The sequence below is a fragment of the Acetobacter orleanensis genome (assembly GCF_001581005.1).
Classification (GTDB): domain Bacteria; phylum Pseudomonadota; class Alphaproteobacteria; order Acetobacterales; family Acetobacteraceae; genus Acetobacter; species Acetobacter orleanensis.
In genome coordinates this window covers 47,920-64,122 of the sequence record NZ_LHZV01000064.1, presented here as the reverse complement: position 1 = coordinate 64,122, position 16,203 = coordinate 47,920, and the positions used below count along the sequence as shown (strand labels likewise).

The following is a 16,203-nucleotide window of genomic DNA, read 5'->3' as shown; positions in this document are numbered from 1 at the left end:
GCTTGATCAGTGTAACTTGCGCCCGGCCGGATTTTCTTCCCCGACCTTGCTCTTTTCTTCTTCACCCGTCTCGACCGGGCGCGCCATCTGCGCACTCGCCTCAATCAGGGCATCTGTCAGGACCAGTCTTGCGCGCCGGATTTCCTCCAGCGGCAGGGCGGCCTCGGTGCCATCATCCAGCCGCAGCCGGGCAATACCATCTTCCGCCCCAAGCACAACACCGGAAAACCGGCGGCGGCCATCAATCGGCACCAGCACTTCCGCCTTGGCCTGATGCCCGGCAAAGCGGTTCCAGTCCTTGGCACGGGTGAGCGGCCGGTCGATTCCCGCAGAGGAGACTTCCAGCGTCCACGCTCCCGGAATGGGGTCTTCCACATCCAGCACAGCGCCTACGGCATGGCTGATACGTTCGCAGTCGTCCACATTGATCAGGGAACCATCGGCACGGTCCGCCATGATCTGCACGGTCGGGCTTTCACGCCCCAGTACCGCAATGCGGACAATTTCATAGCCCATGTCTTCCAGCGTTGGCGCCACAAGGGCGACAAGCCGGGCCTCAAGGCCGGAATGGGCAGGCAGATCAGCGTCCAATGCAAAAAAGGCGGCCCGTCAAGGCCACCCCCCAAATTTCTGAATTCAATGAAAGGATGATCCCCCATGTAGGGGATACACCGCCATGCTGCAAGAGCAGAGTGAGAGTCGCTTGCTGCACACTTCCGAATTCGTGAAAAAGAAATTAATCAGACTTATCCCTTTTTCCCGCTTTTGCTGCGGCCTCAGCCCTTGCGCTTTTCCGCGTGGATATGTCTGATTAGTCCATGACTCATTCGCCTGACCCCGCATACAAGGCACAGCCCCAAAAAGAGGAAAAATCCTCTCCTTTGCGCCTCATCATGGTCGCGCTGGCAACCTGCGCTCTGGTGGCCGGAGCTGGCTATCATTATGCAGACTCAGACAACGGCAACACCACAGCCCCTCTTGCTGGAGGCAGCACTGACCAGACTACGGGTTCAAGCCAACCACGCCCCGGTGTGCAGTTTTCCTTGATTTCACAGGACAAAGCCGAAGAGGCTCTGGCCATGACCAGCTTTTCCGAAAAGGAAAAAGCCGACATTCTGGCAGGCGTGAAAAGACGGGAGCTCCGACTGGTAGCCATGCCAATTTTTGATGCCACCGGCGCGGGCGGCACCGTGACTGTTCTCTGTGGCACGACACGCCAGACGGTGCTGCTCCAGCCTAAACCGACCGTGCTCATTCTGCCCATTACAGTTAGCGGAAATGTTGATATCATTCCCTCATCAGACCCCGGCATTGTCGGGATAGGGAGTGGCGTTGTGACCATGTTTGGCCCGCAGGCTCTGCCCATTATGCATCAGGGCGACACACTTGGCCTGACGGTGATTGCACAATGAAAGGCCTTCTCCCGGCTCTCAACCGGCTGATGCCGTTGATGATGGTTATCTTTCTGGTGCTCGCCAGCGTCCAGATGGCCATCAGCCTGCATCTCTCGCTAGCCTCCTTTACCCACTTTATGGAGTGGTGTGCGCCTGCCTGGCCCGTACTGGCTACTTTTGGCGGGCTCCTGACAATCGGGGGGCTATTATTTGAAACTCGTGCTGAGCGACTCGCACGCAAAGGCCTGTTACGCCGACGGGGATGGATGATGGACGTTCTTGCCAGACTGACCAACCGCAACGCGCTGGAAGAAATGCTGGCGCGTGAACAGCGGGAAACAACGATTGATGCCGAGGAACTGGCCGCCAACCTGCGCGCGCGCGTGATTGGGCAGGATCAGGTCTGTGAGGATATTGCCACCCAGCTCCGCCGCCGTCTGGCGTTGCAGGTTCGGGGGAAGCCGGTCGGGATTTTCCTGCTGGCTGGCCCCCCCGGCACCGGCAAAACCTATCTTGCCAAACAGTTGGCCCGCCAGCTTGAGCGCCCCCTGCTACATTTTGACATGACGCAAATGAGCAGCCCGCATGCCGCCACCCAGCTTTTTGGCTCCCCCAAAGGTTATGTGGGTTCCGACACCTACGGAAAGCTGACCGGCGGCCTGAAGGAAAAGCCCGATGCCGTGGTGCTGCTGGATGAAATTGAAAAAGCGCATCCGGATGTCTTCAAGAAATTCCTGACCGCATGGAATGACGGCCATGTGACAGAAGCCTCCACCGGCCAGCAGATTTCCACTGTCCGCTGCATTTTTGTGCTGACGTCCAACATCGCGACAGATGCGCTGACGGAAATTTCCGACCGCCTGCACAATGACCCGGACCGCATGCGCGCCGAATCGGTTGAAGCCCTGCGTCAGGCTGGCTTTGCGCCGGAAGTGCTCAACCGTCTGGACCGCATTTTTGTGTTCCGTGCGCTGAAGGGGCTGGATATTGCCCGCGTTTCCGCTCTGGAAATTGAAGGCATGATTGAAAGCTACGGCCTGAAAGTGGAAACCGGCGGCATTGATGCCGGGCTGCTGATGGACGTAATGCGTCGCCAGAGCCGTATGGGCGATGCGGCCTCCGCGCGTGATCTGGTACGCTCTATTGAAGATATGATCAGTGAGTCCCTGATTGTGGCCCGCCAGCAGGGAGCCGAGATGGTGCGCATTGTACGGGAAGATGACGGCACGATTACCGCCAAAATTGCCGATGGCACGCCTGACAACGGGGACGCCATTCATGCGCGCCTCACACCCTGAGGGCGGGCTGCTTGCTGACCACCCTCCGCCTTTGATTTTCTTTCTGAACTGAGCACCCGGCATGTCCGCTTTTACCCGCCTCTGGCAACGGGCGCCCCTGTGGCGCACGGCTTTGATTACCACCGGTGTGTGCGGGGTGTTTTCCGTGCTGTTTCCGGCCCCGTGGCTCGTCAACCGTCTGCCTTATTACGGAAGCCTGACGTCCAAAGTCAGCCACATGCTGGGGCGATCTACGCCGGGCACAGACGCTCAATCCAATGCTGAGGATGAAGGGCGGCGCATGGTGTCCCAGCCGCCCATGGATGCGCAGTTTGAAGGCGTAATCCCCTTTGCGGGCCGCCAGCTTCCGCTACCTGCGGGCAAATGGCACCCGGTTCTGAATTATCAGGATGATGTGGAACACGGGGAGGTTCTAACCTCCATTTTTGTACGCTCCGAGCAGGGGGCGGTCACCGGCTTCCTGATCGCGCAGGCTACAACGCAGTCTCTTCCTGCCGCCGCGACGGAACAACTCGAAGCCCAGTGCCACAGCACCTTCAACTTTACGATTGGAGACCTGCCGCAGGATGGAAGCCGGACAGAATGTTGGATGACCTCACCCATCAAGGTGGTGAACAATCTGTTCATGACATCCAATCAGGCACTCCAAGGCATGCTAAGCAGTCCGCTCTTTATCCCGCCCGCTCTACAACGGTTGGGCATGATGGGCTTTCAGCTCCCGCCGGTGCTGGTGGATGCCGGATGGACGCATATTGAAAAAAGCACATCCGGCAAAGGCGTGGATTTTGCGACCATCCACACACTGATCAGCCCAGCCATTCCGGGACCAAAAGCGGTTGTGCCGGGGTCCCCGGAGAACTGGTCCCATGCCGGGATGGCTGATGCCCCTGTCGTGGCCGATTTTGTGGGTCGGACGGATACGTGGCTGAAAGGCTGGCTGCCTTATCTGCGCAAAAGTTACAAAGGGGAATTGGACAGTACAGAACCACTCCCGCGCGCTGCTGCCGCAGACCCCGGCTTTCACGGTTAAAACCCCGACGGAGCGGCAGACGATTAAACTGCCGCTGCCCGCTTTATCAATCAGGCGGGCAGATCGTCCCGCAGCACTTCTGAAGAAACTTCCACCAGAAAATCCATCACCGTGCGGGTACGGAGCGGGAGCGTCCGTGGGCCGGTATGCACGGCGTAGAACGGCAGGTTTGGAATACGCCAGTCTGGAAACAGCCTGACCAGCTTGCCAGCCTCCACATCCGCGCGCACCTGAAATTCCGGCAACAGGCCAATGCCGATATCCGCCAGAACGGCGGACAGAACGGCCTCACTACTATTGGCGCGGAAGACAGTGGAGGGCGCAATCACGCTTTCTTCTTCATCCCGGAACAGATTCCAGTCATGCCGACCTCCGCCGTAATTATAGACAATAGCGGGATATTCGGGGAGTTCTCTAGGGTGCTGTGGCGTACCACAGCGTGCCAGACAGGCGGGGGACGCGACCAGCCACTTGCGGACCACACCCAGCTTACGGGCAATCAGAGAACCTTCAGCAATATCTCCAACACGTACTGCCAGATCCAGCCCCTCTTCCACCAGATCGCCAAAGCCGTCCCTGATCACGACTTCAACGGAAAGATCAGGATGCCGCTCCAGCAACTCCCCCAGACGGCTGGTGAAGTATAAGCCGAAAGCGGTGGTCATCCCCAGCCGGACTAAACCGGAGACAGAAGCACGTCTGCGCCCCAGCACGGTTTCCGCCGTTTCCAGAATTTCCAGCACTTCATAGGCGTGCGGAAGCAGGCTGCGGCCATCTTCCGTCATCATCAGGCTGCGGGTGGTGCGCGCGAACAGCGTTGTTCCGTAATGCGCTTCCAGCAACGCAATGTGGCGGGAAATTGTTGGTTGACTAACCCCTGTCTCTCTGGAGACAGCAGAAAAGGAGCCTGTGGCCGCAACACGGACAAAGCTGTGCAATGCTGAAAGAAGATCCATTAAATCCCGGACTTTTTTGCAGAAATTCCGCCATAACCCGCCGCAGCCTCAGGAAATGTCAGACCAGCGCAGTTCGGCTTTTACCCGTGCGCTCCATATCCTCAGACAGAAACAGATGATAACCCAAACCTATTAGGTTATTTGTTTTATGTGTGGCGCATGCCCTCTGGCGAGACAAGTGTGTGTGTTCTCTGCTCCGCCATGCCCTAAGCGCATTGGCAGGCGGGTTTAACGCCGCCTGATGTGGGGTTGTGAAAGCTTTTTCTCCGCCATGCGGGCCAGACGGACAAAGGGCAGACCCAGCAGCAGATAAGCTCCACCGACCATGAGACCGGTCCCGAAATAATCAAAATAGGTGGAAGAAAGCCGGATATAGGTCTGTGTGAGTTCGGTCAGCGTAATCACACTGACCAACGAGGAATCTTTCAGCAGGGAGATGAAGTCATTCGTCATGACGGGCATCACCAACCGGAAGGCCTGCGGCACCACGACATAACGCAGGGACTGCACATGCGTCATATTCAGCGCAAGAGCCGCTTCCATCTGCCCACGCGCAACGGACTGCAATCCGGCCCGGTAATTCTCAGCTTCATACGCCGCGTAGTTCAGTCCAAGGGCCAGCACCCCGGCCACAAAGGGAGACAGATTCAAGCCGCATTGTGGAAGACCGTAGAAGATCAGCAAAATCTGGATCAGCAGGGGAGTACCCCGCACAATCTCGACATACAGCGAAGAGAGTGTGGCCAGAGGTGCCGGTCCATACAACCGCAACAATGCCAGTGTCAGCCCCAGCCCGACCGCCAACACCATAGCGCAGAGAGAAACCAGAAGTGTTAGCACCGCGCCTTTGGCCAGAAGCGGTAAAAAGCTGACATAACGCGCGGTTTTGGCCCGCCAGCCGGAAGAACCGTGCAGGGCGGCAACGTAGTCATTCCAGTTTACGGGCTCAATCGTCGGTGTGGAGGTATCTTCCGCCCAAGCCGCTGTTTGCGGAGTCCACAAATTCCAGCGCGCCAGAATACGATGCAGGCTGCCATCTTTTTTCATGACTTCCAGAGCGGCATTCACCTGCTCCCGCAGCGCGGCATTCTGCCCTTTGGCAAAGGCAATGCCGTAAGACACTGTGCCAATCGGCTGCCCCACAACCTGAAGGTCCGGGTTGGTAGCACCATAATACTGGGCAATCGGGCCATCAATCAGCACGGCATCCGTGCGACCATTGACCAGATCCATAAAAACATTGGTTTCTTCATCATAGGTGCGCATCTGCACCTGAGGATGGTTGGCCAGAATGCGCTCGGCCTGCGTCGCTTTGATGGTGCCAACCGCATGACCATTCAACGCTTCCAGCCCCGTCAGGGCCGGACCATTGCGGCGCGTGACAATCCGCTCAGACGTCACATAATAAGGTGCGCTGAAATCAATCCCTTCGGCATGTTCGGACGTGATTTCAATTCCGCACATCACCATTTCATACAGGCCGCGCTGCAAACCGGGAATCAGCCCGTCCCAGTCATTCTGCACGAATTGCAGAGGCTTATGGAGATGCTCCCCCAGAGACTGCATCAGGTCATATTCAAACCCGGTCAGGCGGGACTGGTCATTCGGGTCATGAAACGTAAAGGGCACATCGGCTGAGGCATCCGCCGCCCAGCGCAATGGCTGATCCGCATGGGCTGCCTGAGACATAACTCCCCCGGCCAGCAGCACCACCATTGCGCACATAATCCAGCGCGGAACGGTTAAAAAACGGGCCAGATGGCGCCGCATGCCGTGTCTCACAAAACAGTCCTTAAAAAACGCCGGGTCCGATCATCCGCCGGGTCCACACAGAGTGTTTCTGGTGGACCGGATTCAATAATATGGCCACCATCCATATACACGATTGTGTCCGAGGCCACCTGTGCGAACCGCATGTCATGCGTCACCACAATCTGCGTCATGCCTTCATCATCCAGCTTGCGCATCACCCCCAGCACTTCCTCCGCCACAATGGGGTCAAGTGCGGAAGTCGGTTCGTCATACAGCATGATCTCGGGGCGCATGGCGAGCGCACGCGCAATGGCCGCCCGCTGCTGCTGGCCGCCTGACAGAGAGACAGGATACCGCTGCGCCACACGGCCCAGCCCAACTTTTTCCAGCAATGCCATGGCTTCATCTCGCTCGGTCGGTCCGGTCTCACCCTTCACAACACGCGGGGCAAGCAGGACGTTATCAAGCACACTGAGATGAGGGAAAAGATTAAAGTTTTGAAAAACCATGCCGACATGGGTACGGAGCCGGTGGGCTACATGCTCATCCGCACGCCGCCACGGGCCGCCATCCCGCGCTATGGTAACGCCCATGGCATTAATGGTGCCACGGTCAGGAATTTCCAGAAAATTCAGGCAGCGGAGAAACGTGGATTTTCCGCAGCCGGAGGGACCGATAATGGAAACCAGTTCCCCTTTACGCACCTGAAGGGACACGCCCCCCAGAATGGCACCCTCGCCAAAGCTTTTATGAATATTGTGTGCATCTAGCACAACAGGTTCATTTTCAAGGCAAAAAGCCGGCCCGGAGTTATCCGGGCCGGCGTTCTGAGGTCCCGAGGGAACTGGATAATCGTCAGGCAGCTTTGGTCATCCCACGCAACACATACTGGAGAATGCCACCATGCCGGTAATACTCAACTTCGTCCAGTGTATCGACGCGGCACAGAAGCTGTACATCCTGCGTGGAACCATCCGCACGTGTGATCGTCATGGTGACGTCCATACGCGGGGTGATTTTTTCCAGACCTTTGATGGTGATGGTTTCATCACCCTTCAGCTTCAGGGTCTGGCGCGTTGTGCCTTCCTTGAACAGCAGGGGCAGCACGCCCATGCCCACAAGGTTGGACCGATGGATACGCTCAAAGCTTTCCGCAATCACGGCCTTGATGCCCAGCAGCAGAGTGCCTTTGGCAGCCCAGTCACGGGAAGACCCCATGCCGTATTCCTTGCCACCGAACACAACCAGAGGAGTACCCTCTTTCTTGTATTCCATGGCGACATCATAAATCGCGCCTTCCTTGCCATCCGGGAAGTGCTTGGACAGCCCCCCTTCTGTGCCCGGAAGCATTTCATTCTTGATGCGGATATTGGCAAAGGTGCCACGGACCATCACGCGGTCATTCCCGCGGCGTGAGCCGTAGGAGTTGAAGTCACGCGGTTCCACACCGTGTTCCATCAGATACCGGCCAGCAGGTGAATCTTTCTTGATGGCACCGGCGGGAGAGATATGGTCGGTCGTGATGTTGTCACCCAGAAGGGCCAGAATACGGGCGTTTTCAATGCCACCACGCGGAGCGGGCTCCGGTGTGATGTCTTTGAAATACGGCGGATCCTGCACGTAGGTGGAGTTCGGGTCCCACTTGTAGGTTTCAGACCCGGTGGCAACTTTGAGGTCCTGCCACTCTTTGGTGCCCTTGGAGACGTTCTTGTAGCGTTTGATAAACTCTTCACGGTTGATGGAAGAGCCGATCAGGTCCGCGATTTCCTTGTTGGAAGGCCAGATATCTTTCAGATAAACCGGCTTGCCGTCTTTGGAGGTGCCCAGCGGTTCGGTCGTGATGTCCTTCCGCATGGTGCCCAGCAGGGAGTAGGCAACCACCAGCGGCGGGCTGGCCAGATAGTTGGCGCGCACGTTGGGGGAAATACGGCCTTCAAAGTTGCGGTTACCAGACAGAACGGAAACGGCCACAAGGTCGTTGTTCTCAATGGCGTCCACAATGTGAGACGGCAGCGGACCGGAGTTGCCGATACAGGTGGTGCAACCATAACCCACGGTGTTGAAGCCCAGAGCGTCCAGATCTTCAGACAGCTTGGAGCGGTCCAGATAGTCCGTCACCACCTGAGAACCGGGAGCCAGAGAGGTCTTCACCCACGGCTTCGGCGTCAGGCCCAGTGCGCGGGCCTTGCGGGCCACGAGCCCTGCGGCAATCAGCACAGCCGGGTTGGACGTGTTGGTGCATGAGGTAATAGCAGCAATGACGATATCGCCCTGACCAATTTCATAATTGGTCCCGGCAACCGGCACTTTCTTGTTCGCGTCGTTAGCCGGAACGCCCAGAGAAGAGGTCAGCTCTTTTTCAAAGGCGGTTTTGGCTTCCTTCAGCACCACGCGGTCCTGCGGACGCTTGGGGCCAGAGATGGACGGGACAATGGTGGACAGGTCGAGTTCCAGAACATCGGTAAAGACCGGCTCTGGTGTTTCTGCCGTGCGGAACATGTCCTGCGCACGCAGATATTCTTCTGTCAGTTTAATGCGGTGTTCGTCACGGCCAGTTTCACGCAGGAAGTCGAGCGTGAGCGTATCAACCGGGAAGAAGCCGCAGGTTGCGCCATATTCCGGAGCCATGTTGGCGATAGTCGCACGGTCAGCCACCGGCAGGTGGTCCAGAGCCGGGCCAAAGAACTCAACAAACTTGCCCACAACGCCCTTTTTACGGAGCATCTGCGTAACCGTCAGCACCAGATCGGTTGCGGTCGCGCCTTCAGGCAGCTTACCTGTCAGGCGGAAGCCGATCACGTCCGGCACCAGCATGGCAATCGGCTGGCCGAGCATGGCGGCTTCAGCCTCGATCCCGCCAACACCCCAGCCCAGAACGCCCAGACCGTTGATCATGGTCGTGTGGCTATCCGTGCCATACAGGGAGTCCGGATAGACATATTCTTTACCGCCCACCTCGGCGGTCCATGCGACCTGCGCGATGTATTCGAGGTTCACCTGATGGCAAATGCCCGTGTCCGGCGGAACAACCGAGAAGTTTTCAAACGCTTCCTGACCCCAACGGAGGAACGCATAGCGTTCACCATTCCGCTCGAATTCCAGCGTGATATTTTTCTGCAGCGCGTCCTGAGAACCGTAAACATCCACCATCACGGAGTGGTCAATCACCAGATTGACCGGCACCAGCGGGTTCACCTTCTGCGGGTTGCCGTTCAGCTTCACAATCCCGTCGCGCATGGCGGCCAGATCGACCACTGCCGGCACGCCGGTAAAGTCCTGCATCAGAATGCGGGAAGGCTTGAACGGCACTTCCTTCGTGCTGCTTCCCTGCGGCAGCCAGCCAGCAATCGCTTTGGCGTCATCCACGTTATAGGAATGGCCATCTTCAAAGCGCAGCACGTTTTCCAGCAGCACTTTCAGCGAAACAGGCAGACGGCTTACATCGCCAATGGTCTTTGCCGCTTCGGGAATGGAAAAATAATGGTAGGTCTTGCCATCAACCGAGAGCGTGCGACCTGTCTTAAGTGAATCGTGCCCAACCGTCTTCATAGTAACCCTTCTCCCCGATCACAGCCCATGGCTGGTGATACGTTCCGGAGCCGGCACGCCGCCATGTGCGGCGTTTTGCACTCACCCGGTCTTCCGGGCGGCCGACTTGATATCCCGATGACGGTAGAACATACCGGCAGTCTGGCGCGGCACAAGCGGGCGCGTGACCACGAAAACGCGAACTCCCCCGCTTTTGCGGTCTTTAACTGGTAACAATAAGGAGAAGTCCCATCTCCGAGCTTTTTTCAGAGGCCTCTCCCCGGCTGGTGGCAGAGTCTCTCTCGGTTTTCCGGGGAGACCGGCTGGTGCTGGATGATGTCAGCCTGAGCCTTGAGCGCGGCGGCGCGCTGCTGCTGACTGGCCCCAACGGCGCGGGCAAATCCACCCTGCTGCGCGTGCTGGCCGGACTGCGCCGCCCGGACGGCGGTGCGCTGCTCTGGGATGGCATGCCCATTACGCAGGACAGAACTGCCCACGCCGCCCGCGTTGCCTATCTGGGGCATCAGGACGCGTTGAAGCCGAGTCTGACCGTGCAGGAAAATCTGGCCCTGTTTGCCCGCGCGGGTGGCGGGGATACAGATGCTGCCCTAAAGACAGCTCTCAAAGCTGTGGACCTTCTCCATCTCTCCACCCTGCCTGCGCGCCTGCTCTCTGCGGGCCAGAAACGCCGGACCGCTCTGGCCCGTGTGCTGCTGGCTCAGGCGCCGCTCTGGCTGCTGGATGAACCGAGCCTCGGGCTTGACGCCGCTGCCGTAGACCTACTGGGAGCCGCCATCGCCACGCACCGCGCGCAGGGCGGCCTTGTGGTTGCTACAACGCATGTGCCGCTCCCTTTGGGAGACGTCAGCCATCTGAACCTGCCCGGCATGCCGGACCAAAGTCGGGGCTGGTGGGGCGCGGATGAGGCCGACCTGACAGGAGACGCCGCATGATGGAACTGTTTTGCGCGGTTGTGCAGCGGGACCTTCGGCTCGCGCTGCGGCATGGGGCTGATACGCTGGGAGCCGTTCTCTTCTTTATACTAACGGGCACGCTGTTCCCGCTGGCCCTTGGCCCCTCGCCGGACCTGCTGCGGCATATGGCCCCCGGCATTATCTGGGTCTGTGCCCTGCTGGCCGCCCTGTTGCCGCTGGACCGTCTGTTTGGGGCGGAACTGGAAGATGGATCGCTCGATCAACTCCTGTTGCTAGGCCTACCGCCATCACTGGTCGCCCTCGCCAAAATAACCGCGCACTGGCTGACCACAGGTGTGCCGCTCCTGCTGGCGGCCGTGCCACTAGCCATCATGCTCGGGCTGCCCACCACCACACTGCCTATTTTGCTGGCGGGCCTTCTGCTGGGGTCCATGGTGCTGTCTCTGATCGGCGGCATGGGGGCCTGCATTGTTCTGGGCGCGCGCCGGGGCGGCGTGTTGCTACCATTGCTGGTGCTGCCACTCATCACACCCGCGCTGATTTTTGGAGCGGCAGCGATTGACGCCGCGCGCACCGGCCTACCGTGGGCACCCGATCTGGAATTACTGGGCGCGTTTCTTACCGCCGCCATTCCCTTATGCCCACTGGCTGCCGGGGCGGGGCTGCGGGCGGCGGTGGAATAATCTTCAGGGTTTCGCCGGGCTCTATCAAGCCGGTTGTCTCATAAACAAATCCACATAAAGGCCCATCCGCTGAAAGTCCGGCAGATGGGCCTTTATCGATTTCAACGCCCGCGTCAGTTGTCTGGACTAGCTCCCGTCAAGGAGCCGGGTTGGAATGAACCTGATGGATCGCGTTGATTTTTGCTTCCAGTTCCGGCGTGATCTGCACCGTTACGGATGTCAGGGCTGTGGTGAGTTGCTCCAGACTTGTCGCACCGATGATGTTGGACGTGACAAACGGGCGCGAGGTCACAAACGCCAGCGCCAACTGCACAGGGTCGAGCCCCTCGGCCCGCGCAAGGTTGATATACGCTTCCACCGCCACATCCACACCCGGCTTTTCATAACGCTGCCCACGGTTGAACAGAGTGGTGCGTGCTCCAGCTGGGCGCGCGCCGTTCAGATACTTACCGGTCAGATACCCTTGTGCCAGCGGGGAATAGGCCAGCAGGCTAACTTTTTCCCGCAGCGCCATTTCCGCCAGACCAATTTCAAAAGTTCTATTAATCAGATTGTAAGCATTCTGAATGGACGCGACACGAGGAGCACCCTCTTTAGCGCAGGCAAGAGATTTTGCGACACCCCACGCGGTCTCATTGGAAAGACCGACATGACGGATTTTACCTTCCGCCACAAGGTCGCCCAGCACACCCAACGTTTCCTCCAATGGAACTTCATCCACGTCTGACACGGTTGTAAAAGTTGTGCCACCTTCTCCAAACAAACCGATTTTTCGGTCTGGCCAATGCAACTGGTAGAGATCCAGATAATCCGTACCCAGCCGCCGTAAAGACTGCTCCAGCGCGTAGCGGATCTGGCGCGGTGTAAGACGCACTTCCTCTCCACCGGGCCGGAACCACGGGGAGGCACTCCGCCCCACCACTTTGCTGGCCAGAATAAGTTTATCCCGGCCACCACGCGCTTTCAGCCAACTCCCCAGAATAGTTTCCGTCGCACCATAGGTTTCAGCACGCGGGGGAATGGAATAAAGCTCGGCGGTATCAAGGAAATTGACGCCATGTTCGAGCGTCAGATCAAGCTGGGCATGCCCCTCCGCTTCTGTATTCTGCTGGCCAAATGTCATAGTACCCAGACAGAGTTCACTGACCAGAATGCCGGTACGGCCAAGTTCACGATACTGCATGGGAAAGCTCCTTGGGGGATGGGGAACAAAAATTATATCCTGAAATGGGCAATCTTCCCACCCACCGCCGCCAAAGCTTCTTTGAAACTATGATGACAGCCGACTAAGAGCCCACGATAAATCTCATAACGGCAACGCCTCTGAGCCCTCTGGAGCCACCGCGCCAAGGCTGATAAACTCCACGCACCCAACAAATCTGGAGAAATCGAATGCCGGACTCTGTCCTTTTTTCACCCAAACAGATTCAGGACCTGATCTCTACCGGAGACGCCGTTTTTATTGACGTGCGTGACCGCAAGGATTTTGAAGCTGGCCACCTGCCCGGCGCGGTGAATATGCCAGATATTTTCACCTATCTTGCTGAAACAACCGAAGAAGGCCTTAAAACCCTTCAGGACAAATTTGCTGACCTCTTCTCCAGCTATGGTCTCGACGGCAAGAAAACCGCTATTATTTATGAAGACGCCCTGCATACACGTTATGGCGGGTCCTGCCGTGGCTACTGGATTTTGAACTATCTCGGTTACCCGAAAGTCGGCATTCTTGATGGCGGCCTGATGGCATGGAAGCAGGCTGGTGGCACCCTGACAACACAAACCACCACGCCTGAAAAAACCGTTTTCCCCATCAGCATTCAGTCTAACCTGATGGCCACCTACCAAGATGTGCTGACTGCTCTGACTGATCCTGCGATCCATCTGCTTGATAACCGGGACAAGGTGGAGTGGCTGGGGGAAAGCTCTTCTCCTTACGGGGTCGATTTCGCACCGCGCAAGGGTCGCATTCCGGGCGCTGTGTGGATCGAATGGTATGATTTCATGAAAATATCAGATGGGCAGGCCTCTTTTCGGTTCTGCGAAGAGATTCTTGCCCTCGCCGCCTCACGTGGGCTGACGCCCGAAGATGATATTATCATCTACTGTTTCAAGGGCGCACGCGCTGCGAATACCTATGTGGCGCTCTCTCAGGCTGGTTTTAAAAAGCTGCGCATTTATATGGGGTCTTGGAATGAATGGTCACGCAACACCGCGTTACCGATTGAAGACGGCCTACCTAAAGCTGCTGCACGCCTGCTGAAAGCCTAAAGAAAAAGCCTCTGGTTACGTAGTGTAACCAGAGGCTCTCCCCACTTCATCCACCTTTAACAGCGCACTTATTTTGCCTGCGGAACTGGTGAAGGCTGCTGGGATGCGGCCTGCACATTGACCGCGGCATAGCGGACAGCGTTTTGCGCATCACGCAGAGCTTCACTAGCTTTATACGGATTGCTTTTGATAAATTTTGCGGCGCGGGCCACGTCTTTGCGGGTCTGTTCTAGCGGCACGGCGGCAATAATATAATCCGCATCAATGCCGGAGACTTTCAGCACTTCCCCTGCCCGCGCGGTGTTTCCTGCCCGCAGATGGCGGTTGGCGGCAGCAACTGCTGCGGTCTTTTCCGGGGTGGGCTCAATAGACTCATTCAGCACCAGTTCTCCATCAACCGGCAGCCAAGCCACGGGAGCGCTGCTGGCAGAAGATGTATGAGTGGAATGCGTCGTTTTGGTTCTGGCTGGCTGAAGGTCCGTTTCCGCTTTCTGGAAAGCCGTATTATCCACCCGCGCCCGCTCAAGCGCCATGCTGGCATCGTCAATCAGACGGCTTGCAGCATCCAGAGCCCCATCAAAGATAGCCTGACGCGCCAGCGCGATATCTTCTGAAGCCGTACCACCATCGACTGAAAGACGGCCAAAATCCTGCGCCGCAGCGTCCGCTCCAGCGGAAGAAGCGGAGGCCGCAGGCGTTGCGGGGCTGGGTGTCTGAGCAAAACCCGGTCCCACATGCAGTGCAGAGGCCAGAAGGGCCGCGAGCAGCAGTCCTGTTTTTTTCATGAAATCTCTCCAGACTCATCGTCAAAGTTCGGACAAGTGTTGAGCCAGATCAGCCGATCTGCAAAGGCAGCCCCGCACAAGGCTGGGCTGTGGTGCTGTCTGGTCAGCGCGGGAGAGGCGTAAACCGGGGGAGACAGCCGCTTATCCGGCTGCCTCCCATTTAGAACATATCAGATATAATACTCGGTCAGCGGCTGAAAACCATTGAACCGGGTAGAGCAGTAGGTGGACACGTAAGCGCCGGTGGCGTCCAGTTCCACCTGTTCACCTGCTTCCAGCCCCAACGGCAGGTCGTAGGCTGTCTTTTCATACATAATATCCGCACCATCACAGGTTGGGCCTGCAATAGCGACGGGGCCGGTGGGTGCCCCATCCCGCGCCGTGCGGATAGCATAGCGAATGGATTCGCCTTCCGTTTCCGCAAGGCCACCAAAACGGCCAATATCCAGATACACCCAGCGCGGCCCGTCTTCCCGCCCACGGCGGCTGACCAGCACCACTTCCGAGCGCACAACGCCGGCTTCACCCACAATAAAGCGGCCCGGCTCCACCAGCATTTCCGGCAACGCATTGCCAAAATGAGTGGTCATGGCGTGGCTGATAGCCTGTGCGAAATGGTCAATTTCCGGCACATCGGCCCGGTAACGCACCGGGAATCCGCCGCCCAGATTCACCATCCGCAGGTCCAGCCCGGCTGCGCTGAGGTCTGTAAATAGCGCGGCCACACGCGCAATCGCGACCTCATACGCATCGGAAGACAGTTGCTGGCTGCCAACATGGAAGGACAGGCCATACGGGTCCAACCCTAGTTCCCGCGCCAGAAGCATCAACTCCCGCGCGGAGTCGAGCGTGGTACCAAACTTGCGGGACAGCGGCCATTCCGCGCCGTCATTATCCACCAGCAGGCGGCAATAAACGCGGGAACCCGGCGCATGGGCCGCCAGCTTTTCCAGTTCCTCCCGGCAGTCAAAAACGAACATCCGCACGCCAGCGTCATATGCTGCGCGAATAGCGGTGACTTTTTTAACTGTATTGCCAAAAGAAATAGCGTCTGGCGTAGCACCGGCTTCCAGACACAGAGACACTTCCTCCCAAGAGGCGGCATCAAAGCAGGAGCCAAGCCCCACCAGCCGATTCAGAATCGGCATGGCAGGATTCGCTTTGACGGCATAATATACCCGCGCATGCGGCAGAGCGCGTGTCAGGGCGTGATAACGCGCCTCAACCTGATCGACATCGACGACGAGGCAAGGCGTTGCTGGCTTTTGCTCAGCGAAAAAACGGGCGATTTTGGGATTCATCCCACCCATTCCCCAATAAAAGGCTCCATCGCTTTTTAAGAAATACGCGAGGAGGAGTTGCGAAACGGTCTAACGGACCAGCGACCAGAGAAGGGCTTTCCAAAACAAGAAAAACCCAGATTGCCAGAACGCTTGACGTCGTTGCGTAACCTCAAAGGGCCAGTGGCACGTGCGTTGCTGCGTAGGGGGGTGCATATGAGGCCAGAGCGCCACAAGCGCAAGTGAAAAAATCGCGCATTTTAAAAAAACATGGAAAACGAGCTTTAAGGCCTA

General features: G+C 57.8%; 15 protein-coding genes. 7 read left to right on the top strand and 8 right to left on the bottom strand.

The annotated features are described in order from the left end of the window. Positions 1-6: 6 nt before the first annotated feature. Positions 7-591 (bottom strand): ribosome maturation factor RimP, encoded by a 585-nt coding sequence (gene rimP / locus AD949_RS09470; RefSeq protein ID WP_048835739.1) that lies wholly within the window; start codon positions 589-591, stop codon positions 7-9. 227 nt (positions 592-818) lie between these two features. On the opposite strand from rimP, the gene AD949_RS09465 reads away from it, so the two are divergent. The 3 genes from AD949_RS09465 to AD949_RS09455 all read left to right on the top strand — a co-directional run bounded on the left by AD949_RS09465 (position 819) and on the right by AD949_RS09455 (position 3,722). Next, positions 819-1,412, top strand: a complete 594-nt coding sequence (locus AD949_RS09465; RefSeq protein WP_048835740.1) for a hypothetical protein — start codon at positions 819-821, stop codon at positions 1,410-1,412. Then, entirely contained in the window at positions 1,409-2,692 is a 1,284-nt protein-coding gene (locus AD949_RS09460; RefSeq protein WP_048835741.1) for an AAA family ATPase, read from the top strand. Before AD949_RS09465 ends, AD949_RS09460 begins: the two co-directional genes overlap by 4 nt. Before the next feature lie 61 nt (positions 2,693-2,753). Further along, on the top strand, positions 2,754-3,722 hold the full coding sequence (locus tag AD949_RS09455) for a hypothetical protein (protein ID WP_048835742.1): 969 nt from the start codon (positions 2,754-2,756) through the stop codon (positions 3,720-3,722). A 50-nt stretch (positions 3,723-3,772) separates the two neighbouring features. Here the strand turns inward: AD949_RS09455 and AD949_RS09450 are convergent, their stop codons facing one another. The 4 genes from AD949_RS09450 to acnA form a co-directional block, all read right to left on the bottom strand. Beyond that, on the bottom strand, positions 3,773-4,678 hold the full coding sequence (locus AD949_RS09450; RefSeq protein WP_048835743.1) for a LysR family transcriptional regulator: 906 nt from the start codon (positions 4,676-4,678) through the stop codon (positions 3,773-3,775). Between the two features lie 228 nt (positions 4,679-4,906). Further along, positions 4,907-6,394, bottom strand: coding sequence for an ABC transporter substrate-binding protein/permease (locus tag AD949_RS09445; RefSeq protein ID WP_244463361.1), 1,488 nt, complete (start codon positions 6,392-6,394; stop codon positions 4,907-4,909). 62 nt (positions 6,395-6,456) lie between these two features. After that, a complete protein-coding gene (locus tag AD949_RS09440) occupies positions 6,457-7,203 on the bottom strand; it encodes an amino acid ABC transporter ATP-binding protein (RefSeq protein WP_048835744.1) in 747 nt (248 codons plus the stop codon). Between the two features lie 82 nt (positions 7,204-7,285). Then, complete coding sequence (gene acnA / locus AD949_RS09435) at positions 7,286-9,979, bottom strand: aconitate hydratase AcnA (RefSeq protein WP_048835745.1); 2,694 nt, start codon at positions 9,977-9,979, stop codon at positions 7,286-7,288. A 63-nt stretch (positions 9,980-10,042) separates the two neighbouring features. Between acnA and AD949_RS14140 the strand changes: the two genes are divergently transcribed. The 3 genes from AD949_RS14140 to ccmB are packed head-to-tail and all read left to right on the top strand — an operon-like array spanning position 10,043 to position 11,576. Further along, on the top strand, positions 10,043-10,192 hold the full coding sequence (locus AD949_RS14140; RefSeq protein ID WP_156475927.1) for a hypothetical protein: 150 nt from the start codon (positions 10,043-10,045) through the stop codon (positions 10,190-10,192). A gap of 50 nt (positions 10,193-10,242) precedes the next feature. Next, the gene (ccmA, locus tag AD949_RS09430) at positions 10,243-10,911 is read left to right on the top strand and encodes a heme ABC exporter ATP-binding protein CcmA (protein ID WP_082064696.1); all 669 of its coding nucleotides are present in this window, start codon (positions 10,243-10,245) and stop codon (positions 10,909-10,911) included. Next, positions 10,908-11,576: a heme exporter protein CcmB gene (gene ccmB / locus AD949_RS09425; protein ID WP_082064697.1), complete on the top strand. Its 669-nt coding sequence runs from the start codon at positions 10,908-10,910 to the stop codon at positions 11,574-11,576. Before ccmA ends, ccmB begins: the two co-directional genes overlap by 4 nt. 136 nt (positions 11,577-11,712) lie before the next feature. Here ccmB and AD949_RS09420 read toward each other — a convergent pair whose 3' ends face one another. Continuing rightward, positions 11,713-12,759, bottom strand: a complete 1,047-nt coding sequence (locus AD949_RS09420; RefSeq protein ID WP_048835746.1) for an aldo/keto reductase — start codon at positions 12,757-12,759, stop codon at positions 11,713-11,715. 209 nt (positions 12,760-12,968) lie between these two features. Between AD949_RS09420 and AD949_RS09415 the strand changes: the two genes are divergently transcribed. Continuing rightward, positions 12,969-13,844 carry a sulfurtransferase gene (locus AD949_RS09415; protein WP_048835747.1) on the top strand — a complete coding sequence of 292 codons (876 nt, stop codon included), beginning with the start codon at positions 12,969-12,971 and terminating at the stop codon, positions 13,842-13,844. A gap of 68 nt (positions 13,845-13,912) precedes the next feature. Here the strand turns inward: AD949_RS09415 and AD949_RS09410 are convergent, their stop codons facing one another. Together AD949_RS09410 and AD949_RS09405 are read right to left on the bottom strand one after the other, a co-directional pair. After that, positions 13,913-14,629 carry a YfdX family protein gene (locus AD949_RS09410; RefSeq protein WP_048835748.1) on the bottom strand — a complete coding sequence of 239 codons (717 nt, stop codon included), beginning with the start codon at positions 14,627-14,629 and terminating at the stop codon, positions 13,913-13,915. Between the two features lie 170 nt (positions 14,630-14,799). Then, positions 14,800-15,930, bottom strand: coding sequence for a type III PLP-dependent enzyme (locus AD949_RS09405; RefSeq protein ID WP_048835783.1), 1,131 nt, complete (start codon positions 15,928-15,930; stop codon positions 14,800-14,802). Positions 15,931-16,203: the final 273 nt, after the last annotated feature.